The organism is Paenibacillus glucanolyticus NBRC 15330, from assembly GCF_004000885.1.
Lineage (GTDB): Bacteria > Bacillota > Bacilli > Paenibacillales > Paenibacillaceae > Paenibacillus_AQ > Paenibacillus_AQ glucanolyticus.
Map to the genome: position 1 here is coordinate 1 of NZ_BIMC01000024.1, position 23,813 is coordinate 23,813.

A 23,813-nucleotide genomic window follows, 5' to 3' on the forward strand; every position below is an offset into this window, starting at 1 on the left:
CGGGCACCAAACCCGCGGCCGCCGTTGCCGCCGCGGTCGCCTTCGCCGCGCCCTTGACGGCGCGGCTTCATATCCACCATCTCAAAATCGATGGTGTGATCGTCCATGTTCACCTTCGCCACGCGAACCTTCACATCATCACCGATGCGGTATACCTTCGAGGTCCGCTCCCCGATGAGCGCCATATGACCCTCATCGAAGTGATAATAATCATCGGTCATCGCGCTGAGGCGAATCAAGCCTTCAACCGTATTCTCCAGCTCAATGAACATGCCGAAGCTGGTCACGCTGCTGATAATGCCTTCGAATTCTTCGCCGACCTTATCCAGCATGAACTCCGCTTTCTTGAGCGCTTCCGTATCCCGCTCGGCATCCACGGCCACACGTTCCCGTTCCGAGGATTGCTGCGCAATGTCAGCCATCCGGCCGGACAGATGCTCGTGGCGCTTCTCATTGAGCGCACCGCCGCTCTCCAGCACTTCCCGGATGACCCGATGAATGACCAGATCGGGATAACGCCGGATCGGAGACGTAAAGTGGGAATAATACTCTGCCGCAAGGCCGAAGTGGCCCGTGCTCTCCGCATCGTATTTCGCCTGCTTCATCGAACGGAGCATCATCGTACTGAGCACGGTCTGCTCCTTCGTGCCTTGAATATCCTCCAGCAGGTTTTGCAGGGCGCGCGGATGGATCGAGTTGCCCCGTCCCTTCACCTGATGCCCGAAATTGGCCGCGAACGCCATGAAGTTTTGCAGCTTCTCCTGATCCGGGTCCTCATGGATCCGGTAGATGAACGGCACCTTGAGCCAGTGGAAATGCTCAGCCACGGTTTCGTTGGCGGCCAGCATGAATTCTTCAATGATCTGCTCCGCGATGGAGCGTTCTCTTTTGACGATATCCACGGCTTTGCCGTTCTCATCCACGATAACCTTGGATTCCACAAAATCGAAATCCACCGCGCCCCGGCGCATCCGGCGATTCCGCAGCTTCAGCGCCAGCTCACGCATCAAGCGGAAATCATCGACGAGGTCACTGTAGCGCTCGATCAGCTCAGGATCCTCATCCACCAAAATTTTGCGCACATTATTGTACGTCATCCGTTCCTTCGTACGAATTACACTGGTGAAGATGTCGTGCTTCACGACCTTCATCTGCTCGTTGAATTCCATCTCGCAGGACATTGTCAGACGATCCACCTGCGGATTCAAACTGCAAATCCCGTTGGATAGACGGTGCGGCAGCATCGGAATCACCCGATCCACCAGATAGACGCTGCAGCCACGGTTATAGGCTTCCTTATCCAGCTCAGAGCGCTCACGCACGTAATAGCTGACGTCGGCAATATGAACGCCCAGACGGAAGTTCCCGTTCGGCAAACGTTCTACATTCACTGCGTCATCGAGATCCTTGGCATCTTCGCCGTCAATCGTCACAATGTTCAGCCCGCGCAGATCGCGGCGGCCCTGCTGTACAATCTCATCTTCCGTAATGGAATCCGGCGCTGCATCCGCCTCGGCCAGCACTTCCTCCGGAAAACCCTCCGGCAGCTGGTGCTTGCGGATAATGGACAAAATATCGATGCCCGGATCATCCTTGTGACCCAGAATCTCCACAACTTCGCCCTCGGCCGCAGCTCTTCCTTCCGGATAGCTGACCAGCTTCACCACAACCTTCACGCCATCAACAGCACCGTTTATGGCATGCTTCGGAATAAAAATATCCCGGTTGATCCGTTTGTCATCCGGCAGCACGAAGCCATAGGCTTCATGGTTCTGGAACACGCCGACCACTTGCGTCACAGCGCGCGTCAAGATACGGACAACTTCGCCTTCCATTTTACCGCCGTCGTTTTGTTTGGAACTAATCTTGATTAAGACGATATCTCCGTTCATGGCACTCTTGAGATCATTGGCATGAATGTACACATCCGGGTGCTCCCGGTCGTCTGGAATCAGAAAAGCAAAGCCCTTCGCATGGGCCTGCAGACGTCCGCGCAGCAAAGACATCCGTTCCGGCACGCCATAGCGCTGGGTGCTTGTCAGGATGATTTTTCCGGATTGCTCAAGCTCATTCAGCAGCTTCAGAAACTCCCTGAATTCATGGGCGTCTTCAATCGCAAAATGTTGTTCCAATTCCTGGTACGTCATCGGTTTGTATGCAGTTTCCCGCATAAAGTCCAATAAAATTTGTTCAGTTATCATGATTATCACCTCGGGGAACCTGCAATTTCATCGTTCCTCTATCCATTCTTTACCTTCATATACACATACCCTAGTATACACGAAATTAATCTGCGGTATCCTTCGGATCCACACGAAAGATATAATTTTCCATTTTTTAGGCAAATAAAAAACCCCCGCTCTTCCAAGAGTGAAAAAGCGAGGGTAACATTCTTGTTATTTCAACATAGCAACAACGATGGCCAAAATCATAAATCCAGCTGCAAGACCTACCGTTGTGCGCTGCAGTACGAGATCCATACCGCGAGCCTTCGTTTTACCAAAAAGATGTTCCGCACCGCCGGAGATGGCACCGGCAAGACCTGCGCTTTTCCCTTTTTGGAGAAGAACGACAGTAATCAACCCGATGGAGAAAATAACAAGCAACACTTCAAAAAAAATAACCATGACTTCCACCTCCTACGTATGTAAACATCTGAATTTATTATCTTAAGAGACATTCTAGATTCTACATGAAAAACAGCATTTTCATTGTACCACAGCTTTATCGACTTGACAAGAATAACAGGGATTAACAAGGGCCGGAACATTCTGTTCCCTGCTCGATCGGTTTTTTCCCCTATCAGAGCTTCCTAGTGAGGTTTAAACGTCTATCATGCTTCAATAGCATGTCCCTTGAAAATAATCCGCTTAAAAAAACGGCCTGCCTCCTTCTCCTTCAAAGGATAAGGATGACAGACCATCGGTTCCATAGCAGCTGCGCTGCTTTATTTCACCCGGAACGACCCCGTGCTGATCGCGACAAGATCGCCCTTCTCATTCGTAATCTTGCAGTCCGTTGTCACCGAACGGTGGGTCTGGTGCACAATGCTTGCCGTTACGGTTAGCATTCCTGCCCTGGCGGGCATGACAAAATGCACGTTAAGATTGCTAGTTACCGTGGACTCGCCGGGACGCTCCAGCATGACCGCAATGCCCATGGCATTATCCATCAATGAAGAGAGCACGCCTCCATGCACGATCCCCATCATATTCATATGATGAGGCTGTGCATCCAGGGTTACAACAACCGCCTCCGAATTGGCAGACGCAAGCTTGCAGCCGAGATATCCCCAGAAGGTGGGCTCTGCCGCTTTGGTCATGGCTTCCATGTATGCCTCACGGTCGAATTCCGGCTGTCCGGCCTTCGTGTCCGGGTTGGTATTGGTATGATTCATCAGGCCGCCTCCTTTTTTTCTTATGACATTATTACATACGGTCTCCATTCCTGCCGCATACCATTTATGGGGTGATGATGTGAAATTCCGGTCGCTCCCATCCCGCTCGAGGCTTGCACGGCAAACGGTCTGCGTCCGGGATAATTCCGACCGATTTCTCCATTAAATCCGCCCGTCTCGACAGCATCCAACATGACCCATTCCATGCATCAGCCTGTCGGTCTGCCTTCCTCTTCCTCCTCGAGGAGCTTGCGGCGCAGCACCTTGCCTACCATCGTCTTCGGCAGCGAGTCGCGGAACACATACTGACGCGGCACCTTGTACGCAGCCAGTTGACTGCGGCAAAACTTCTCAAGGCCCGAAGGGTCCGGGGAAGCCCCGTCCTTCAGAACGATATACGCTTTTACCGTTTCTCCGCGATATTCGTCCTTGGTTCCAACGACTACCGCTTCCTTCACGGAAGGGTGCTCATACAGCACCTCCTCGATTTCCCGAGGATAAATATTGAAACCGCTTGCAATAATCATATCCTTCTTGCGGTCGATGATCGTAAAATACCCCTCTTCGTCCATCGTTGCCATATCGCCCGTGAACAGCCAGCCGTTGCGAAGCGTCTCAAAGGTCTCATCGGGCCGATTCCAATAACCCATCATCACCTGCGGCCCTTTCACGATCAGCTCGCCGGGTTCGCCGATCGGCATTTCATCGCCCGTATCCGGGTCGACCACCTTGGCATCGGTATCCGGAACCGGAACGCCGATCGAGCCGATTTTTCGTCTTCCCCAGATCGGATTCACATGGGTCACCGGCGAAGCCTCGGTCAGGCCATACCCTTCGATCAACCGGCCCTTCGTCAGCTCCTCGAATTTATCCTGCACCTCAACCGGAAGCCCGGCAGAGCCGCTGACGCAGGCATTGATCGAAGACAGATCATATTCCTTGATCCGCGGATGATTGATCAGGGCAATGTACATGGTCGGCGCGCCCGGGAAGAGTGTCGGCTTCATTTTTTTAATGAGGTCCAGGATCATGGTCACTTCAAATTTTGGCACCAGAATCAGCAAGCCTGCCCGGAAGATCGCTTGATTCAGCAGCACCGTCAGCCCGAACACGTGAAAACAAGGGAGTGCCGCCAGATACCGCTCTTTCCCATCCTCGACCTGGAAGCACCAGTTCGCCGACTGTACGGTATTGGCGATCAGATTCATATGCGTCAGCATCACGCCTTTCGGGACACCGGTCGTGCCGCCGGTGTACTGCAGCAGGGCCAAATCCTTCTCGGCGTTCACGGATTCGCAGATCGGTTCATTCGAAGAGGCGGCTAGCAGCTTTTTGAAGGCATGAACACGGTCGCTGTAATGGACAACAGGAAGAGGACCATCCTTCTTGGCCTTGATCGGATACAGGAGGTTCTTGGGGAACGGCAGATAGTCCGCCACGGATGTGACGATGAGATGCTGCAGCTCCGTCTCCTCAATCACGTTCTCGACCCGGGACACAAACATATCCATGGTGATGATGATTTTGGTACCGGAATCCTTCATCTGATGCGCGATTTCCCGCTCCATGTAGAGCGGGTTGGTCATCACGGCCACGCCTCCGGCAAGGAGCACGCCATAATACGAAATGACCACCTGCGGGCAGTTGGGCAGCATAATCGCTACCCGGTCACCCTTCTTGATCCCTTTGCTGCGGAGCGCGTTCGCCATACGGTAGGACGACTCCAGCAGACTTTTGTAATTGATCGTTTTGCCCATAAAATACATCGCCGGTCGATCCGGAAACTTTTGCGCCGACGTCACGAGAAATGAAGCCAAATTCTGTTTCGGATAATCAAAAGCGGGGGCTACTTCCGGTGGATAAAATGGCAGCCAAGGCTTTGCATCCATACAAAACCAACCCTTTCCTAAGGAATGCTCCTTCTTTCCTACTCCAAGAAAAATCTCTCTCTGTTGAGGTAGCGGTTTATACCGTGTACCGTTCGTTCTTGACTACGCGTGCTGCGATGCTGCGCTTGAGCGCCACCGTATCAACCGGATTGCTGCGTGTCAGTTTCTTGAGCACCGACAGCTGCATGCGCAGCATATCGCCGGTTTCAACCGAGGCAAGCGTCTCTTTTGCGAGTGCTTCCATGCGCTGGAACGCCTCGTATGCATACACCTGCGTCATCTCGATCATGCTGGCTGCTTTTTCCTCCGACGTGCGGGCAATCTGCTTGCGGGTACGGAGCAATACACTCTCGAGGGCATAAATATCAATCATCATATCCGCCAGATTGGACAAGGCCTCCTGTTCTTTCTCCAGCTTCGTTCCAAACTTCTGAACCGCCAGACCGCCAGCGAGGAGGAAAATCTTCTTGCTCATGTCCAGGAAATGCGTTTCCTGCTCCAGTGTGCCCTCAAAGGTTTGACCTGGCACCAGCTGCAGCAGCTCGCCTTGGAGGCTCTGCGCTTTCTGCAGAAGCGCGATTTCGCCTTTCATGGCCTTCTTCACAAGTGTGCCGGGAATCAGGAGCCGGTTGATCTCGTTCGTGCCTTCGAAGATGCGGTTGATGCGGGAGTCGCGATAGATGCGTTCCACTTTATATTCTTGTATATACCCGTAGCCCCCGTGAATCTGAACCCCTTCATCTGCCACAAAATCGAGTCCTTCCGAACAGAACACCTTGTTGATTGAGCATTCAATCGCATAATCGGAGATCGCTGCAGCCGAGTGGATTCCCGCATCCTCTCCGTTGTAATCGATGTCCTGCATCGCTTCGTCAAGCAGTCCTGCGGTACGGTACACCATGCTCTCCATCACAAAGGCGGTGATGTTCATCTCGGCCAGCTTTTTGCGCATGAGCGGGAACTGCGAGATTGGCGTATCGAACTGTTTGCGTGTATTAGCATATTTCGCGCTCAGCTCAATGGATTCCTTTGCTGCACCGACGGTGCCGGCTGCCAATTTGTACCGTCCGATGTTCAGGATGTTAAAGGCAATCCGGTGTCCTTTTCCAATCTCGCCCAGCAGATTCTCCTTCGGTACCTTCACGTCTTCAAAAAAGAGCGGACGCGTCGAGGAGCCCTTGATGCCCATCTTCTTCTCTTCCGGCCCCAGCGTGAAGCCTTCCATCTCCTTCTCGACAATGAAAGCGGTGAAGTGCTCTCCGTCAATCTTGGCGTATACGATAAAGATATCCGCAAATCCGGCGTTAGTTATATATAGCTTCGATCCGTTCAAAATATAATACTCTCCGTCATCGGACAGGCGTGCCGTGGTTTTGGCACCCAGCGCATCTGAGCCGGAGGTCGGCTCCGTTAAACAGTAAGCTGCGATTTTGGTACCGGTTGAGAGATCCGGCAGGTACTTCTGTTTCTGCTCGGTCGTGCCGAAGAACACGATCGGCAGCGTGCCGATTCCGACATGAGCACCGAACGAAAGGGCAAAGGACGAGCCTTTGGCCAGGTTCTCGTTAATAATCGTGGAGCTGACTTTATCCAACCCGATGCCGCCGAACGGCTCCGGCACATCCGCCCCCAGCAGGCCCAGCTCACCGGCTTTGCGAAGCAGGTCTACCGTCATCTCATAATTCAGCTTCTCCAGCTCTTCATCATGCGGCACCACTTCGCCCTCGATAAAGTCACGTACCGTCTCACCGATCATGCGGTGCTCCTCCGTGAAATCCTCCGGTGTCAGAATGCGCTGCACATCGGGATTGTCGATGACAAAGCTGCCGCCTTTGATTTTCGGTTCTTTGGTTTGGTTATCGCTCATGATTGGTTTCCCCTTTCGGAATGTGGAATTAGGCGAAAAACAAGGATTGCCTTGGTGGTGCTGGGATGCTATTTAAATGCATGGCTGTGAAAAAATACTGGTTGCTGCGTGCGCGGATTGTACTGGTATGTGACCATTCGATCGATCAAGTACATCCGGTGATAGTACCGGTCGCTGCGCGTGCGGATTGTCCTTCCGATCGCTGTTGATTTTGGATTTCCGGAATGGGTCTATTAATAGTAGAAATCCAAAATCAAAGGCGACCACTTCGTTTCTCCAGTACAATTCCGCCCTCTCCGCTGGGCTGACGCTCTGCCGGAAGCCCCCAACTTGCGGCTATCATTGCATTCGCCTGTGGTTTGGAGTAAGTGGTGCGATGTCCGGTCCATGTACGGAGCGGACATCGCTCCATGACCAGATAAGTAACGTGACAGAATTTGATAGATTGAAAATCTGGAATTTCTACTTTAAGGGATCAACTACTGTTGAGGTATTGATTCGTTCTTCAGGTGATCTCACCGATACTAGACTGTGGCTATCCCTCCCTGCCTTCAGCACCTTGGTCAGGAGGTATAAGTCCCTTTTGTGGACTTATTTCGGGGATTGGCCCCGGCTGAGACGCTCCAAGTCCCTCTTCCCTCTATCACTAACCTCTTCCTTACGCTCCGGCGGCGTGCACCTCGAACACCCCGGCGGCGCCCATACCGCCGCCGATGCACATGCTCACGACGCCGTAACCGCCGCCGCGGCGGGCGAGCTCGGAGACGAGGCTGACGGTCAGCTTGGCGCCAGTGCAGCCGAGCGGGTGACCGAGCGCAATGGCACCGCCATTGACGTTGACCTTGCTCTCGTCAATGCCCAAGGCACGGATGATGTGCAGACATTGCGAAGCGAACGCTTCGTTAATCTCGAACACATCCACTTGATCCAGCTCGATCCCTGCCATGCGCAGCGCTTTCGGGATCGCTTCGACGGGTCCTACCCCCATAATCTCTGGCTCAACGCCCGCCAGGGCGAACGATCTGAAGGTAGCCAGCGGCGTGAGACCCAGCTCCTCCGCTTTCTCGCGGCTCATGACGGCTACGGCTGCTGCACCGTCGCTCGTCTGGGACGCGTTGCCTGCGGTAACGGAACCGCCGAGGGCAAAGGCCGGCTTGAGCCTTGCCAATACCTCCGGGGAGGTATCCGGCCGCACCCCTTCATCCGTATCCACGACGAAGTTGCTGCTGCGGACCTTGCCCTGCTCATCCGCGGCAGCCAGCGATACGTTCACGGGTACGATCTCGTCCCGGAACTTCCCTTCAGCGATGGCAGCCGCTGCCTTAGCGTGGCTGCTGGCCGCGAAGGCATCCTGCGCTTCGCGGGTAATGCCAAAGCGGCGGGCCACCTCCTCTGCGGTGTGTCCCATGCCGATGTATACCTCAGACATCTCCTCCACAATTGTCGGATGCGGTGCTGGCTTGAAGCCGGTCATCGGCACATGGCTCATGCTCTCGACGCCGCCTGCCACGATGACTTCCGCATAGCCAAGCATAATGCGCTCTGCCGCAAAGGCGATCGCTTGCAGTCCCGAGGAGCAGAAGCGATTGACGGTCAGGGCAGGGACCGTCACCGGATATCCTGCATACAGCGAGATGATCCGCGCTACGTTGAGACCCTGCTCACCCTCCGGCATTGCACAGCCGAGAATGATGTCCTCGACATCCTCTTTTTTTAGACCCGGCGCACGCTCAATGACGGCTTCCAATACCGCCTTGCCAAGATCCTCTACGCGCGTCTGGGCGAAACTTCCTTTCTTTGCTTTCCCTACCGGAGTACGGGCAAGGGATACTATGACTGCTTCTCTCATGCCATTCACCTCATCAACTTGAAATGGTTGAATCCAATTCGGATATGATTGCTGGACACTAATCGGCCATGATATGAATTTGTAACGGGTGGAGCTAATTCAAGAGCCTCCATGATCTAACTTCAACAGCACGGATAACTGCCACCCACGCACTGTATGCCGGTTGATTTATCGAATCGCGTTTGACGAATGATAACTAATCTTTAACTGTAAAGCAGCTCTCTCCAAAACAGCTCTCATCACTCCTAATTACGCAGCGGCTTGCCCTTTGCCAGCATATGCTGCATGCGCTGCTGGGTTTTGGCCTCGCCGAGCAGGCTGAGGAACGCTTCGCGTTCCAGGTCGAGCAGGTGCTGCTCGCTTACTATAGTTCCAGCAGGAACATCGCCGCCTGTCAGAATATGAGCCAGCTTCTTCGCGATCAGCAGATCATGATCGCTGATGTAGCCGCTTCGCTTCATATCGATGGCGCCCAGCTGAAGCACGGCACGGCCGTCGCGGCCGACAACGCGGGCTTTGCCCGGCTGTGGCGGCACATAGCCTGCCCGGTCCATCGCAAGGACCGCCTGCTTCGCTTCATAGATCCGGTAATCCTGATTCATGACCACCGTATCTCCGCTGCGTCCATAACCCATGCGGATCGCTTCATGTCCGCTGGTCGATGCCTTCGCCATCGCCACCATCTCGAAGATCCTGTTGATCTCCGGCTGGAGATCATGGTCCGCATCCGGATGCCGGTTGCTGGTCATGAGCACCAGCTCCTTGCAGCCGCCGCCTGCTGGAATGAGACCCACCCCTGTCTCCACGAGACCGAAATACGTCTCCGCCGAGAAGATGATTCGGTCGGCCGGCAGGCACGCTTCCACGCCGCCGCCGAGTGTCATCCGGTGAGGCGCAGCCACAACCGGCTTCTCCAGCCCCTTCAGCTTCATCATGCTGCCTTGGAACAGACGGATGATGTCATCCACCTCATCCCAGTCACCGCTCTGCGCTTCCATCAGCATGAGCATCAGGTTCGCGCCAACGCAGAAGTTGCGGCCTTCGTTTGCGACCACGAGCCCGCGGTAATTCGCCCGAATCTCTTCGACGCTCTGCTGAATCATGACCAGAATATCGGCACCAATCGCATTATTCGGAGATGTGAATTCCAGACACGCTACACCATCCCCAAGATCAATCAGGTTCGCGCCCGTGTTTGAGCGAATAATCCGGTTTTGCGACTTTAAAGTCTGCAGCGAGATCAGCTCCGGCTGAACCTCCACCCCTTTGTACTCGCCTTTGAAATAATGGAACGCCTCGCCGTCCTTCTGCTGATAGAAGGTCTTATTCCCGGCGGCAATCCAATCCTTCACCCAAGCTGGGACGGTCAGTCCTTCTGCTTCCATGCGCTGCACCGATTCCGGCAGTCCGATCAGATCCCAGGTCTCGAATGGACCGAGCTCCCAGTTGAAGCCCCATTTCATCGCGTTGTCGATGTCCTGAATGGAATCCGCGATCTCACCAAGCTTATCGGCAGCATATACAAGCACCTGCTTCAATACATTCCAGGCCAACTCCGAGTAGCGATCCTGCGTACTCAGGAATGCTTTGATCTTCCGTTTGGCTCCCTTCACCGCTTTCGCGGCTTCGATGGAAGCGGAGCTTATTTTGGCGCTCGGGTGGTACTCCATCGTTGACAGGTTGAGCGATAAGATCTGACTGCCTTTATCGCCCTTCACTTTTTTATAGAAACCCTGGCCGCCCTTCTCTCCGATCCAGCCGCGGGTGACAAGCTCATTCATCACATCAGGTACCGTGAACACGTCTTTCTCGGCGCCATCCGGCACTGAGTCGTAAACATTTCTCGCCACATGGACAAACGTATCGATGCCCACAAGATCCAGCGTACGGAAGGTTGCACTCTTCGGGCGTCCCAGAATCGGACCCGTGGCCGCATCCACTTCCTCCACCGTGTAGCTGTTCTTCACCATCTCCTGGAGCGTAACGAGGAGTCCGTAGGTGCCAATCCGGTTCGAGATGAAATTCGGCGTATCCTTTGCCAGAACAACCCCTTTGCCAAGGCGCTTCGTACAGAATTCAACCATGAACTTCGTAATATCCGGATCGGTGTCAAAGCCCGGGATAATCTCCAGAAGCTTCATATGACGCGGCGGATTGAAGAAATGGGTCCCCAGGAAATGACTTCGGAATTCCTCGCTGCAATCCTCGACCATGGCATTAACGGAAATACCGGAGGTGTTCGTGCTGACGATGGCCCCTTCTTTACGAACCCCTTCGATCTGCTTGAAGATGCTTTTCTTGATTTCCAGGCGCTCCGTGACCACTTCAATGATCCAGTCTGCATCCTTCAACTGGCTTAGATGATCCTCCGTGTTCCCCGGCGTGATCCGGCTCACAAAGTCGGCGCTGTACAGCGGGGCCGTGCTGGATTTAGGCAGTGCCGCAACGGCCTTGGCTGCAAGCCTGCTTCGAACCTTGGGATGATCCAGCGTCAAGCCGGCTTTCTCCTCCTCGGCGGTCAAGGAATTCGGAACGATGTCGAGCAGCAGACAGGGAATTCCTGCATTGGCTAGATGGGCGGCAATACCCGACCCCATGACACCAGAGCCGATTACGGCTGCTTTGGTTATGTTTCGACCTGCGACACCGGAACCGCTGACGACTTCTTTGGTAATGGTATTACTCATTGCACAACGACCTCCTGTTCATGGATTTCAGATAGACCGAATACGGATAATTCCAAGATTTCCGCGATATCTCGCGTTTTGACGCTTTCTTCCACTTCCTTCAGCTTCGTGCCATCCTCCAGCATCGTCAGGCAGAACGGACAAGCCGAACTGATCATGGTCGGCGACACGGACAGCGCCTGCTCGGTACGCGCCAGATTCACGCGCTTGCCAGCGTCCTCTTCCATCCACATCTGACCGCCGCCGGCGCCGCAGCACATCCCGTTCTCCCGGCTGCGCTCCATCTCCAGCAGCTCGACGCCCGGAATGGCGCGCAGCACATCGCGCGGCTGATCATACACGTCGTTATAACGCCCAAGGTAGCAGGAGTCATGATACGTGATTTTCTCCTGAACCTGATACTGTGGCTTAAGACGTCCTTCCTTCACCAGCTGATCCAGCAGCTCCGTATGGTGAATCACTTCGGCCGTGAGACCAAATTCCGGATATTCGTTCTTGAAAATATTGAATGTATGCGGACAAGCTGTGACAATTCGCTTCACATCGTACTTCTGGAACGTCTCGATGTTCTCCATGCACAGCTGCTGGAACAGAAATTCATTGCCCATGCGGCGCGGCGTGTCGCCCGAATTCTTCTCCTCGTTGCCAAGAATGGCGAAGTTGACGCCTGCTTCGTTCATCAGCCGGACGAAGGCCCGGGTAATCTTGCGGCTGCGATTGTCATACGAGCCCATAGACCCGACAAAGAACAGCACATCAAAATCCGGATTCTCCTTCACGGTAGGAATCTTCAGCTCCAGAGTTCCTTCGGGATCAACCTCCTTCACCCACTTGCTGCGATCCGCACGGCTGATCCCCCAAGGGTTGCCCTGACGCTCGATGTTCTGCATCGCGCGCTGTCCTTCCTGCGGCACGCTGCCCTCCATCAGAACGAGATGGCGCCGGAGATCCACGATTTTGTCGACATGCTCGTTAGCTACCGGACATTGATCCTCACAGTTGCGGCAGGTGGTGCATGCCCAGATCTCTTCCTCCGTCATGACGCCGCCGATCAATTGAACATCCTTCGGGTCTACCCCCTCGACTTGATGCCAGGAGCTCTTCTGCACGTCCATTGTCGGACCGATATCAGTAATCCCCTCGCCCTTCCAGCCGACAAGAGCCAAATCCGTAGCAGCCATGGAGTGAACACCGGGCGATCCAAACACCGACGCTGGCATCCACGCCGATTTGGAGGTGAGTGCGGCTCCTTTTTCCGTCAGATGATCCCTGAGCTTCACAATCATGTGCATCGGCGACAGCAGCTTGCCTGTATTCGATGCCGGACATACGTTGGTGCATCTTCCGCACTCCACGCAGGCGTAGAAATCGAGCATCTGCTTCTGCGTAAAGTCCTCAATCTTGCCCACCCCGAATTCCTCAGCCTCTTCATCCTCCAGATCGAGCTTGCTGAGCTTGCCCGGAGGATCCGTGCGGCGTACCAGAATGTTGATCGGTGCCGTAATGAGGTGAAAATGCTTCGATTGCGGTACATAGATGAGGAACGACAGCAGAATAAGCAGATGGAGCCACCAGAACACGAAATAACCAACCGTGACCGCCACCGGCGGCATCCAGGTGAAAACAGCCGCAATGCTGGATGAGATGGGCGCCATCACAGACCACGCCAGTCCTTCCCGAAGCCGTTCAAAAGCCATCGTCAGCAGTACCGAGGCCATCAGCGCCGTGATGAAAAACACGACAATGCTGGGCTTCCACCCTCGCTTCAGCCGCTTCAGCTTCTCGCCGTAACGCCGGTAAGCTGCATAACCGATTGCCAGCAGGATCAGTGTCACCGTTATCTCCTGCATGAGGATGAAGCCGCCATGCCCCGGAATCGGCAAGCTGTGCCCTGACAGCCCCTTCCATATAATGTCGAGCGCACCGAACTGCAAAATGATAAAGCCATAAAAAACGATAAAGTGCATGATACCGCTCTTGCGGTCCTTGAACAGCTTGCTCTGTCCGAACACCTGAATGGCGAACTGGCTCAGGCGTTCCTTCATATCCTTCTTCAAATTCGCTGGCTTGCCCAGACGGATATACAGGTACCGTCGATACACCACCGTAGCGAACATGTACACTGCCCAGCCGGTGATCCCGACAAAGAGAAGCGCGTTGATTAGTTGTAGAATCATCTCTCTTCAGCCCCTTGCGTTAGAATCATCTGCCCTGGTTCTTCTAATAGTGCAGTCTTAATTTCGAAGACTCGTTCACTCCTTCCACAATCCGGCTCGTCACGGTGTCCATGTCGGGACAATATATAAAGCGCTTTCATTGGGGCTGCAAAAATAGACCTCCACATCGTGCCTTGCCGACCACTCTAAACCGAACATGAATTCTTAGCTGCATCACTTCATCTGTACTAGCCTAACGGATACCCAGCTGCTTCGTTTCTTCCGGTTGAACTGCTGTCGATTGCTCTGATATGAACGCCTTAATTGCTGCCCTTCTACGCCTGCTTCATCAAATTCCCGGGTCTTCGCAACCCATCGTTGACAACGACATGAACGTATTTTATGATGGATACAAGAAATGAATGAGTATTCATTCATAATTTTAACTGTATTCTAACATCGGGGTGAGCAGATGACAAGTAAAAAAAATGATAAATATTACCTTATTCTCCAGGGCGCCCTGCAAGTATTCGCCGAAAACGGCTATCACCGGTCCCAGGTATCCAAGATTGCCAAGGCTGCCGGCGTAGCAGACGGCACCATCTATTTGTATTTTAAGAGGAAAGAGGATATCCTCATTTGCCTGTTCCAGGAGAAGCTCGGCGAGCTGGTCGGCAAATTCCACGAAAGTGTGGAAGGCACCGCGGACGCGGTGGAAGCGCTGCGTACGGTGTGCAGCATTCATTTTTCCGAGCTGGAGAGCAATCCCGAATTCGCTTATGTCACACAGATTGAGCTGCGGCAGAGCGATTTGGAACTTCGGAAGGAAATTGGCAACGCGCTTAAGCCATATATTGTGCTGATCGAGAATATCCTGGAACAGGGTATTAAAGAACAGAAATTCCGTTCCGATCTGAACATCAAGCTGGTGCGCAATCTGATATTTGGCGCCATGGACGAAGCGGTAACCTCTTGGCTGATCTCCGGCCGCAAATATTCTCTGTCCGATCAGGCGGAGGAGACGCTCAGCTTTTTTCTGAACGGTGTTTCCAGCGGACAATAAGTCCTGCTGATATTCATATTGAAGGGAGAGTTTAACCGATGAAGATTGTAGTACTGCTTAAACAGACCTTTGACACAGAGGAAAAAATCACGATTGAAAACGGATCGATTGCCGAGGATGGGGTGAAATTTGTAATCAATCCGTATGATGAATATGCTGTGGAAGAAGCCGTGAAGCTTCGGGATGACCATAGCGGCAGCGTAACACTCCTGTCCGTCGGACCGGAACGTACCGCAGAGGCCCTTCGGACCGCGCTCGCGATGGGTGCTGATGATGCCGTGCTGATCTCCGATGAGCGGATTCCAGACGATGAGTATGCGGTATCGAAGGTGCTGCATGCGTATTTGTCCAGGGAAAACCCGGACCTGATCCTCGGCGGCAACTTCTCGGTGGACCGCGGTTCAGGCCAAGTGGCGATTCGCCTTGCCCGTCTCCTCGGTATTTCCCATACCGGCTCCATCACCAAACTTACGCTGAACGGTACCACGACCGAAGTACACCGGGACGCCGAAGGCGATCTCGAGGTGCTGGAGGTTCAGCTGCCTGCTATCTTCACGGCACAGCAGGGGTTGAATGAACCTCGCTATCCATCGCTGCCAGGTATCATGAAGGCCAAGAAGAAGCCTTTTCAGACGCTGTCGCTGGATGATCTCGGATTATCGGAAGGCGACATTCAGCCAGCAACGAAGCAAAGCGAATTGTCGTTGCCGCCGGAGCGCAGTGCCGGAGTCATTCTCAAGGGTGAGCCTGCCGAAGTGGCACATGAGCTGGTATCCTTGCTGCGCACCCAGTCGAAGGTGATCTGAGTATTAGGGAATGAGCGTATGAATCCCTTTGAATCTCACTTCTGAATGCGGTTACATGACATCAATAGTGCACCCTGCCCTCATTCCTTATGTATTCTGATTGTATGGTTTACAGGCTGTCCGTCATGCACGCTTTTCGCCTGATTGCTTTATTGTTCTGGGCCAACAGCGATTTTGAAGTATCATCTGCATTCGCTTGGTTGTTAAGACAAGTCGGAATCGTAAAACTCTTTTCACTTCAATCTCAATTGGAACTTAGGAGGTTATGATATGAGCAAAACGATATTAGTATATGCCGAGAATCGGGATGGACGGCTGCGGCAGGTTGCCCTTGAGACCTTGGGCGCTGCCCGTTTAATTGCAGCTGATGATGACAGCATCCGCATTCTGGTTGCAGGAGCCAACATTACGGAAGCCGTATCGGCCCTGAACGGATATGGTGCTGATACGATCTATACTGTCGAGCATGATGATCTGGAAAGTTATAATCCTGAGGCTTATATGGCGGCCATTGAGGCCGTTATTCATCAGGCGCGGCCGGATGCGGTGCTCTTCGGGCATACGGCCATTGGCCGTGATTTGGCCCCGCTGGTAGCCGCGTCCCTGAATGCCGGACAGATTTCCGACGTGACGGCAATCGAGAACGAAGCTGGAGAAGCGGTGTTCACTCGCCCGCTCTATGCGGGCAAAGCTTTTGAGAAACGTGTGTTCCAGAACGGGCCATGGGTCGTAACGGTGCGTCCGAACAATATTCCTGCCGCGAAAGCCGTAGAAGGTGCAAGCACGAGCATTGAGGACATCGCTTACCCGGCCCCCTCCCTCCGCTCCGTGGTAAAGGACGTCGTTCGCAAGACCACGGGAAAAATCGACCTCTCGGAAGCTAAAATCGTCATTTCCGGCGGTCGCGGCGTCAAGAGCGCGGAAGGCTTCCAGCCGCTGGAGGAGCTGGCGGACCTGCTCGGCGGCGCCGTCGGCGCATCGCGCGGTGCGTGCGATGCCGGCTACTGCGATTACGCGCTCCAGATCGGGCAGACGGGCAAAGTGGTCACACCCGAAATTTATATTGCCTGCGGCATTAGCGGAGCCATCCAGCATTTGGCGGGCATGAGCCAATCCCGGGTCATTATTGCCATCAATAAAGACCCCGAGGCTCCTATCTTCAAAGTGGCGGATTACGGCATCGTCGGCGACCTGTTCGATATCGTTCCCTTGCTGACGCAGGAGTTCCGCAAAGTGCTGGTGTCATAACATTTTGTCATAACGACTTCATGTGATCATACAACGTCAATAGGCTGCACCCCATCGTCCAAGGGACCTTGGGGGCAGCCTTCTTTGCTGCGTCATTCTGTGGTAGGCACGCCTTTGGAATTAAGAGTTTTCCAGGGACTTCCTTACCACCTGCTTGCGAAACAGACTCTATCCCATATCTCCATTAAGAGCCAAACCGCTTCAGCAGCTTGTGCTGATGGGCCGTGAATGCTTCTTCCAGCGTGATATCATAGAGATCGGCCAGCAGCGAAATGTTACCGAGCACGTCGCCGATCTCCTCCACCAAATCCTGCTTGAGCCGTTCCCTGGACTGGGCCTCCTCATCGGGCCGATCCCTGCCAATCTCATAAGCGCGGACGGCACGTGCCGTTTCCCCTGTCTCCTCCATCAAGAATCCGACCCGAATAAAGGGGCCGTACCCGGTCCAGCCTCGCTCCCCGTAAAACTGCTTAATCCATTGCTGCGCCTCATTCATATCCATAGCTTGTGCTACCTCCGCGATTCCTTGGGATGAACCAACCCATCCCCTAATTTTTTTACATAATTCGAGATCAAACTCAAGATCATGTTAACACGTATGTCATAAGCTAAGAGAGGCAAACCTAACATTGAAGCGATATGTATCCCTGCGTTCCATGACATAGATCACTATATATAGTATAATTACTTCATTATAATATCAACATCTGGTTAAGGAGTGTGCGAATTGAAATCTATATGCGTATTTGCAGGATCCAACATGGGTGAACATCCCGATTATAAAGCGAGGGCGGCCGAGCTTGGCAGACATATTGCCCACAGCCAATACAAGCTTGTGTACGGCGGCTCCAGAATCGGATTGATGGGCGAAGTGGCTGATGCCGTATTGCAAAATGGCGGCGAGGTCATCGGAGTCATGCCCAGGGGGCTGTTCAAAGGCGAGATTGTACATACCGAGCTGACCCAGCTCATTGAAGTCGCTGACATGCATGAGCGCAAAGCAACGATGTCGAGACTGTCCGACGGTTTTATTGCCATGCCGGGCGGTTTTGGAACCTATGAGGAATTGTTCGAGGTATTGTGCTGGTCCCAAATCGGGATTCACCAGAAGCCGATCGGACTGCTGAGCATCCGGGATTATTTCGAACCGTTCATGAAGCTGATTCAGTACAGCATCACAGAGGGCTTCTCCAATGCCTCCCACTTAAACCTGATCAATATATCCAATGACCCGCTCAAGCTGCTGGAACTCATGGACAGCTACACGCCGCCGACGCTGGACATGAAGTGGAAAGACCTTGAGTAGAAACCATTTGCCGGATATGACCACCGGACTCCCTCGGTCAGGATACATCCTTGAATGCGCAGGCTCATAAGGAAATCCAACAACAGCCATCACTGTCATTGGGTACACAAAAAGCACCGGGAATCCCGGTGCTTTTCTCTTATCCTCGCACATCCTGATTAACGTCGCGGATTTTACACGAATCCCCCGTTCACGCGGAGTGTTTGACCCGTGATCCATTTTGACTCCTCGCCAGCCAGAAACAATACCACTCCTGCGACATCATCCGGTTCACCCAGACGTCCGAAGGCATTCATGTTCACGATGCCCGCAATCTGTTCCTCCGACTTGCCTTCCATGAACAGTTCCGTATGGATCGGCCCGGGAGCCACCGCGTTAATCGTGATGCCTTTGGGACCGAATTCTTTGGCCAACTGACGCGTAAACTGCTCCACAGCGCCCTTCGTGCCTGCATATACGCTGTAAGACGGGAACATCTGTCCAGCCACCGACGTCGAGAAATTGATAATGCGGCCGCCCGAATTCATATGCTGAAAGGCCTGCTGAATCGCAAAATAAGTTCCCTTCACGTTAATCGCGAACTGCTTATCGAAATCCTCCTCCGTCATGGACGCGATCGGCTTGGTTGTCATGATCCCCGCATTGTTCACCAGGATATCCATTCCACCATAAACCTCCAAGGTTTGACGGAACAGCATCTCGATCTCCGCCACTTGGCTGATATCGGCTTGAATCGCCACTGCTTCGCCACCGCGCAACTTAATGCTGCTCACAACTTCCTCTGCTTTGGCCGGGCTGTTCGCATAGTTTATAACGACCTTGGCCCCGTTCTCCGCAAGCACTATTGCAATTTCGCGTCCTATGCCTCTTGATGCGCCGGTTACGATGGCTACTTTGCCAATCAAGCTGTTTTTCATGATAAAAGCCCCCCGCATGCGAATTTGTATATCTGTAAATGCTGGTGCGTGAATATGTCATCAGGATGGATCAAGGACCTATAGGTATCTTATTCGCCATTGATTATATGCCGAGTCCTAACAAATAACAAGTGACAATTTTATATATTTGTCATTCATTCACTTGATAAATGCATACAAAAAAGATGCTCTTCCATGCGAGTATCGCCAGGATCAGCATCTTTTTTACATAGGGAACGATCTTACCACGCTTCTCCAAGGGCAGCATGAACCTTTAGGATGACCGTCGAACAGGCCTTATTCCATTTTTCGCATTATTCAGACCCGTTAACGGTTGATTTCATGATTCCCGACAGCAATAACGCCCATACCGAGTCAAAATCTGCTTCAATCTCGCTGGAGCTCCACTGATAGGCATGCGCCGGATGATGGAACTGGGACGTTGCCATGAACAAGGCCTTGGCCACCGGCTCCGGCTCGCCCGACTTAAATTCACCGGCACGCATTCCTTGCTTGATGATCTGGGCAATCTGCCCGCTCAATAACTTCACATGCGTATCAATCATCATGACGGCATCCAGCGTCACGGTGGTGTACATGGCAAACATCTCGGGGTCTTCCAGAACGTAATTCCGCTTGGTCCGGATGAGAGTATCCATCCATAACCGCAATCGATCAGCGGCGCTGCCATCCGTTCCGTCTGCAATTTCTTGCAACGGATCTGCAATCCGCTGCAGCCAGCGCTCGGTAACGGCTTCCCTGAGGGCCGCTTTGCTGGGAAAATGCCGATACAGGGAGCCATGGCTGACCTGAAGCGCTTTGGCAACGTCGACAACCGATGTTTTCTCAGGACCATAACGCCGCAGCGTCTGTTCGGCCGCATCTAATATGGCTTCTTTCGTTAAAGGCTGATCATGTGACATATATTTCAATGAGCGATGGTGAATGATAGACATCATCCCTCAACCCCATTCTCACGCCCCCTCTCTCTGCTGAACACATTATAACAAACAAGCCTTCGATATCCATATGGATCTTCTTCATCTTCTTGGTCACTCCCATGCATGGATTGGTATAATATGATCATTCATCCGGAAACCACAACCTAAAATAACGTTAAGAAAGCGAGTGTGGACCATGGCTAAACTGGACTATCTGCTCTCCATTCTGTGGTTACTTCGATCCCATGAAAAAATGACAGCTGAACAATTGGCCGAGAGACTTGAGTTAAGTGTCCGAACGGTCTATCGATATATCGACACACTGGGTGTGAGCGGAGTCCCCATTATATCCGAATCCGGGCATGGGGGGGCTTTAGGTTGCCTGATACTTTTTTGAGCGTGCCTTTGTTCTTCGAATTAACCGAGCTTAAGGCCATGGAACACAGTGCGCTCCTAGCCCGGCATGCGGACTACCCTTTTACGGATGCTCTTGAAAAAGCACTTTCCAAGATTGAGCACCGGCTTCAGGAATCCCAATTGGAGGACTTGAGGCGTCATGTCGGCAGTATTAATGTCCTTTCCTCTTCACAGGGCATCCTGCTTCAGCCCCTATTGCGTGAGTTAGAGCAAGCTGTCGCTAAACGGGAAACGCTGATCCTTCACTATGCGAAGTCATCCAGCAGTTCCGCTCAAGAACGCCACATCGATCCCTATGGTCTCATCTACCGTCTCGGCAAGTGGTATTTGACTGCTTACTGCCATACACGGAAAGCCCTCCGCGTGTTCCGAGTGGACCGGATGAAGAGCCTGTCGTTAACAGGTCGCACATTTGAAATGCCGGAGCATTTCTCGGTCCAAGACTACCTGAGCAATGTTCATGAACATCAGGATCAGGTAACCATGGATACGCCGTCTGTGACCGTGCGCCTTCAGGGTCATACCGAAGCGCTGGACGCGATATGCAACCAGTGGTTTCTACAGCCTTATCTTGTCGTCAGAAGAATTGAGTATGAAGCCGAGTTCCATATACAGCCTGGCCGGATGATGAAATACATGCCGTATCTCCTGCTTTCTTTTGGCAGATCAATCAACGTGCTTGAACCGAAGGAGCTGCGCAGCGCTCTCTCCGAAACGGCAAGGGATCTTGCGAATTATTACGATGAATAATCTTTTGAACAACTTCACTGACTCTCATGCAGTCAGTGAAGTTATTTTATGATAGGCATAATTCATGAGCAAAAAGGAGAGATTCGTATGCTGCTTCCTAAACTCGATCTGACCAAAAGCGATAAAACCTATTACACAGCCGGAAACACGCCTGAGCTTGTGCAATATGATCCCCTGCCCTATCTGTCATTAGCAGGCCAAGGCGCACCCGAAAGCTCCATGTTCGAGGATGCTACCGAGGCGCTGTATACGGTCGCTTATGGAGTTAAGGGATATTGCAAGACGGAAATTCAGGATTTTACGGTTCCTAAACTTGAGGGACAATGGTGGGTGGAATCGGATCAGTATGGTTTGGAGGTTCCGAAAGAGGAATGGTATTGGAAGCTGCTCATTCGGATGCCGGCGTTTGTCACCCCGGAGATCGTGGACTCCGCTCGGGACAAAGCCTTCTCCAAGAAAAATCATCTGGAACCCATTCAGCGAGTGGTATTGGAGACAATACATGAGGGGCTATGCGTCGAAATCATGCATATCGGCCCCTACAGCACAGAGCCGGATACGCTGGCGAAAATGTATGCATTCATGAAACAGCATGCTTACGTCCCGAACGGACTGCACCATGAGATTTATTTATCCGACCCCCGAAAAGCCGCCTCCTCCTCCATGAAAACCATTCTTCGTGCTCCTGTAAGACAGGAGCAATAGATGGGTTCAGTGAATACGGTACAATCTGTTGTGCTGACGACAGCCACCATCCCCAACCAAAAGAGGAAGCCGGTACATAACCGGCTCCCCCATATCTATAACTTGCGGATGCTCAGCAGCGAGCTGCCGTTTCGCATAAACTCGTAAGGCACCTTGTTCTCCGTCACCCGCAGGCCTTCAGCCTCCAGCTCGTGAATCAAGCGATCCAGATGGTCGTAACGGGATCCCGTTAAATCGGTTAACGGAAAGATGCGGACCTCCTCCGAGGCGACCCGCAGCAGCTCCTGTATCGTCTGCTTGTGAAAGTCATAATCCAAGCGGTCGCTGTACATAAACAGAAAATGGGCGGACAGCACCAGATCAAACTCTTCGTCTTTGAAAGGCAGCTCCGGCAGAACCGCAGCGACGTAGCGCCGCGGAAGCTCCCTCATATGCTGCACGCAATCCTGGAGTGCTTGATGGCGATGTCGGCTAAGCCCCTCCACATCTCCATAATAATCCCAGACATAATTGCTCTTCGCCCGTTCTATCGTTTCCATGGCATGCCGGATATCCTGCAATCCCTTGCGCTCCAGATCATCAGGCTTGTGATCATAGGTTATATCGCTTGCGGTAATATCGAGTCCAAGCCTCGAACCGTGTGCGGTGAACGAACACGCTCCCCCGGGACAATCCAGAATCCTTTTTCCGATAAGCTCCTCCATGTGCAAATCAAACATGTTGTTATACTCTTCAAACGTGCGGCCAATGAACACAACCCGATCCAGTTCCTGCTTGGTCTTACCTGCACTCTGCTTATCTCTGCTCATCTCTTCTCACCTCAGCTATATGATTTGACTGCGGACGCTACAGTTTCCTGTTTACCCACAAGTATATACTACCATAACATGGAAAATCGGAATAACAATTTCATCATTTCACAGAATCCTGAATTTCACGACGGGTTCAGCGGTCGTATTTATACTATAATGTAGATAATTAACTTTCTTCGAAGGAGATTGTCCTATGTTACCTTATCCAGCCGCTACGACCAGAGAAGAGAAAATGAACATCATTCATCAAATGAAAGACCGACTGCTTCAACTGCATGGCGATGATATTTTGGCCATTGGCTTGTACGGCTCGATCGCGCAGGGAATAGATGGCCCATACTCGGATATTGAACTTCGAGTTGTCACGAAGGACGGGGTATCCCTGCCTGGCCACGAATTCATATACGATCCCTTCAAAATCGAAATCGGCATGGTACAAAAAGGTGAAATATTCAAAGCAGCATCGTCTGTGGATGATTCCTGGGCTATTACAGCCGGCGCCTACGTACATTTACAGGAACTCTACGACCCAACCAATCTGTTGGAGGAAATCCGAGAATTGCCCCTTCAGGTTTCAGACGAAGCCATTAGAGAAACGATGCGGGAGTTCATGATCTGGGAGCCCTACGAAACGATGGGCAAAATACGGAACAATGTCCAAGCCGGGAACCTCTGTTACCTGCCACTGGGCGCAAAGGATCTGACATGGCAGACGGCCAAACTGATTGGACTCGCCAACCGAACATTTTATAATACAAGAGCCAAAACGCTGGAGGAATCGCTGTCCTTGGAATCCAGACCTTCGGGGTATGATGAGTTGGCGCAATTGGTGATGCGCGGCCAGCTTCTCCAGATCGATCATCTCTATGAGCTGTGTGAACGGCTCTGGACCGGTCTTAACACATGGTATGAAAAAATGAATATTGAATATAAATCAAAAGAGCTTCCATTCTAATGGGAGCTTTTGCTTTGCAGCATTGGCCTGAATGATCCCAAAAGGAAG

General features: G+C 52.6%; 22 protein-coding genes. 9 read left to right on the forward strand and 13 right to left on the reverse strand.

The features are described from left to right. From rnr to PGL02S_RS24365, 6 genes are all read right to left on the reverse strand, one after another. On the reverse strand, window positions 1-2,201 hold a 2,201-nt coding region (rnr, locus tag PGL02S_RS24345; RefSeq protein ID WP_255308666.1), incomplete at its 3' end, for a ribonuclease R. A 195-nt stretch (window positions 2,202-2,396) separates the two neighbouring features. Continuing rightward, window positions 2,397-2,627 (reverse strand): preprotein translocase subunit SecG, encoded by a 231-nt coding sequence (secG, locus tag PGL02S_RS24350; protein WP_006207643.1) that lies wholly within the window; start codon window positions 2,625-2,627, stop codon window positions 2,397-2,399. Window positions 2,628-2,947: 320 nt separating this feature from the next. Then, a complete protein-coding gene (locus PGL02S_RS24355) occupies window positions 2,948-3,397 on the reverse strand; it encodes a PaaI family thioesterase (protein ID WP_006207642.1) in 450 nt (149 codons plus the stop codon). A gap of 20 nt (window positions 3,398-3,417) precedes the next feature. Further along, on the reverse strand, window positions 3,418-3,603 hold the full coding sequence (locus PGL02S_RS28395) for a hypothetical protein (protein WP_036644360.1): 186 nt from the start codon (window positions 3,601-3,603) through the stop codon (window positions 3,418-3,420). Between the two features lie 3 nt (window positions 3,604-3,606). Beyond that, the gene (locus tag PGL02S_RS24360) at window positions 3,607-5,286 is read right to left on the reverse strand and encodes a long-chain-fatty-acid--CoA ligase (RefSeq protein ID WP_036644357.1); all 1,680 of its coding nucleotides are present in this window, start codon (window positions 5,284-5,286) and stop codon (window positions 3,607-3,609) included. 76 nt (window positions 5,287-5,362) lie between these two features. Then, window positions 5,363-7,153 (reverse strand): acyl-CoA dehydrogenase family protein, encoded by a 1,791-nt coding sequence (locus PGL02S_RS24365; RefSeq protein WP_036644355.1) that lies wholly within the window; start codon window positions 7,151-7,153, stop codon window positions 5,363-5,365. Window positions 7,154-7,239: 86 nt separating this feature from the next. Between PGL02S_RS24365 and PGL02S_RS28925 the strand changes: the two genes are divergently transcribed. After that, on the forward strand, window positions 7,240-7,362 hold the full coding sequence (locus PGL02S_RS28925) for a hypothetical protein (protein ID WP_255308667.1): 123 nt from the start codon (window positions 7,240-7,242) through the stop codon (window positions 7,360-7,362). Window positions 7,363-7,811: 449 nt separating this feature from the next. Here the strand turns inward: PGL02S_RS28925 and PGL02S_RS24370 are convergent, their stop codons facing one another. The 3 genes from PGL02S_RS24370 to PGL02S_RS24380 all read right to left on the reverse strand — a co-directional run bounded on the left by PGL02S_RS24370 (window position 7,812) and on the right by PGL02S_RS24380 (window position 13,866). Continuing rightward, a complete protein-coding gene (locus PGL02S_RS24370; RefSeq protein WP_036644353.1) occupies window positions 7,812-9,002 on the reverse strand; it encodes an acetyl-CoA C-acyltransferase in 1,191 nt (396 codons plus the stop codon). Window positions 9,003-9,247: 245 nt separating this feature from the next. Further along, window positions 9,248-11,689 carry a 3-hydroxyacyl-CoA dehydrogenase/enoyl-CoA hydratase family protein gene (locus PGL02S_RS24375; protein WP_036644351.1) on the reverse strand — a complete coding sequence of 814 codons (2,442 nt, stop codon included), beginning with the start codon at window positions 11,687-11,689 and terminating at the stop codon, window positions 9,248-9,250. Beyond that, window positions 11,686-13,866, reverse strand: coding sequence for a heterodisulfide reductase-related iron-sulfur binding cluster (locus tag PGL02S_RS24380; RefSeq protein WP_036644350.1), 2,181 nt, complete (start codon window positions 13,864-13,866; stop codon window positions 11,686-11,688). Before PGL02S_RS24380 ends, PGL02S_RS24375 begins: the two co-directional genes overlap by 4 nt. A 451-nt stretch (window positions 13,867-14,317) precedes the next feature. Between PGL02S_RS24380 and PGL02S_RS24385 the strand changes: the two genes are divergently transcribed. From PGL02S_RS24385 to PGL02S_RS24395, 3 genes are all read left to right on the forward strand, one after another. Continuing rightward, window positions 14,318-14,908: a TetR/AcrR family transcriptional regulator gene (locus tag PGL02S_RS24385; protein ID WP_036644349.1), complete on the forward strand. Its 591-nt coding sequence runs from the start codon at window positions 14,318-14,320 to the stop codon at window positions 14,906-14,908. Between the two features lie 38 nt (window positions 14,909-14,946). After that, the gene (locus PGL02S_RS24390; RefSeq protein WP_036644348.1) at window positions 14,947-15,714 is read left to right on the forward strand and encodes an electron transfer flavoprotein subunit beta/FixA family protein; all 768 of its coding nucleotides are present in this window, start codon (window positions 14,947-14,949) and stop codon (window positions 15,712-15,714) included. Between the two features lie 270 nt (window positions 15,715-15,984). Beyond that, on the forward strand, window positions 15,985-16,962 hold the full coding sequence (locus PGL02S_RS24395; RefSeq protein WP_036644347.1) for an electron transfer flavoprotein subunit alpha/FixB family protein: 978 nt from the start codon (window positions 15,985-15,987) through the stop codon (window positions 16,960-16,962). 184 nt (window positions 16,963-17,146) lie between these two features. Here PGL02S_RS24395 and PGL02S_RS24400 read toward each other — a convergent pair whose 3' ends face one another. Next, window positions 17,147-17,464 carry a MazG nucleotide pyrophosphohydrolase domain-containing protein gene (locus tag PGL02S_RS24400; protein ID WP_036644346.1) on the reverse strand — a complete coding sequence of 106 codons (318 nt, stop codon included), beginning with the start codon at window positions 17,462-17,464 and terminating at the stop codon, window positions 17,147-17,149. Window positions 17,465-17,689: 225 nt separating this feature from the next. Here PGL02S_RS24400 and PGL02S_RS24405 point away from each other — a divergent pair, with 225 nt between their 5' ends. After that, window positions 17,690-18,268 (forward strand): LOG family protein, encoded by a 579-nt coding sequence (locus PGL02S_RS24405; RefSeq protein WP_036644344.1) that lies wholly within the window; start codon window positions 17,690-17,692, stop codon window positions 18,266-18,268. Between the two features lie 173 nt (window positions 18,269-18,441). Here the strand turns inward: PGL02S_RS24405 and PGL02S_RS24410 are convergent, their stop codons facing one another. Beyond that, complete coding sequence (locus PGL02S_RS24410; protein WP_036644343.1) at window positions 18,442-19,185, reverse strand: SDR family oxidoreductase; 744 nt, start codon at window positions 19,183-19,185, stop codon at window positions 18,442-18,444. Between the two features lie 314 nt (window positions 19,186-19,499). After that, window positions 19,500-20,108, reverse strand: a complete 609-nt coding sequence (locus tag PGL02S_RS24415; RefSeq protein WP_376165456.1) for a TetR family transcriptional regulator — start codon at window positions 20,106-20,108, stop codon at window positions 19,500-19,502. 214 nt (window positions 20,109-20,322) lie between these two features. On the opposite strand from PGL02S_RS24415, the gene PGL02S_RS29155 reads away from it, so the two are divergent. From PGL02S_RS29155 to PGL02S_RS24430, 3 genes are all read left to right on the forward strand, one after another. Continuing rightward, window positions 20,323-20,523, forward strand: coding sequence for a helix-turn-helix transcriptional regulator (locus PGL02S_RS29155; RefSeq protein ID WP_081742873.1), 201 nt, complete (start codon window positions 20,323-20,325; stop codon window positions 20,521-20,523). Beyond that, window positions 20,505-21,293 carry a helix-turn-helix transcriptional regulator gene (locus tag PGL02S_RS24425; RefSeq protein WP_051449361.1) on the forward strand — a complete coding sequence of 263 codons (789 nt, stop codon included), beginning with the start codon at window positions 20,505-20,507 and terminating at the stop codon, window positions 21,291-21,293. The genes PGL02S_RS29155 and PGL02S_RS24425 overlap by 19 nt, the downstream gene beginning before the upstream one ends. Before the next feature lie 87 nt (window positions 21,294-21,380). After that, window positions 21,381-21,998 carry a GyrI-like domain-containing protein gene (locus tag PGL02S_RS24430; RefSeq protein ID WP_036644342.1) on the forward strand — a complete coding sequence of 206 codons (618 nt, stop codon included), beginning with the start codon at window positions 21,381-21,383 and terminating at the stop codon, window positions 21,996-21,998. A gap of 95 nt (window positions 21,999-22,093) precedes the next feature. Here PGL02S_RS24430 and PGL02S_RS24435 read toward each other — a convergent pair whose 3' ends face one another. Continuing rightward, a complete protein-coding gene (locus PGL02S_RS24435) occupies window positions 22,094-22,807 on the reverse strand; it encodes a methyltransferase domain-containing protein (protein ID WP_036644340.1) in 714 nt (237 codons plus the stop codon). Window positions 22,808-23,003: 196 nt separating this feature from the next. On the opposite strand from PGL02S_RS24435, the gene PGL02S_RS24440 reads away from it, so the two are divergent. Continuing rightward, window positions 23,004-23,765, forward strand: a complete 762-nt coding sequence (locus PGL02S_RS24440) for a kanamycin nucleotidyltransferase C-terminal domain-containing protein (protein WP_006207626.1) — start codon at window positions 23,004-23,006, stop codon at window positions 23,763-23,765. Window positions 23,766-23,813 lie beyond the last annotated feature (48 nt).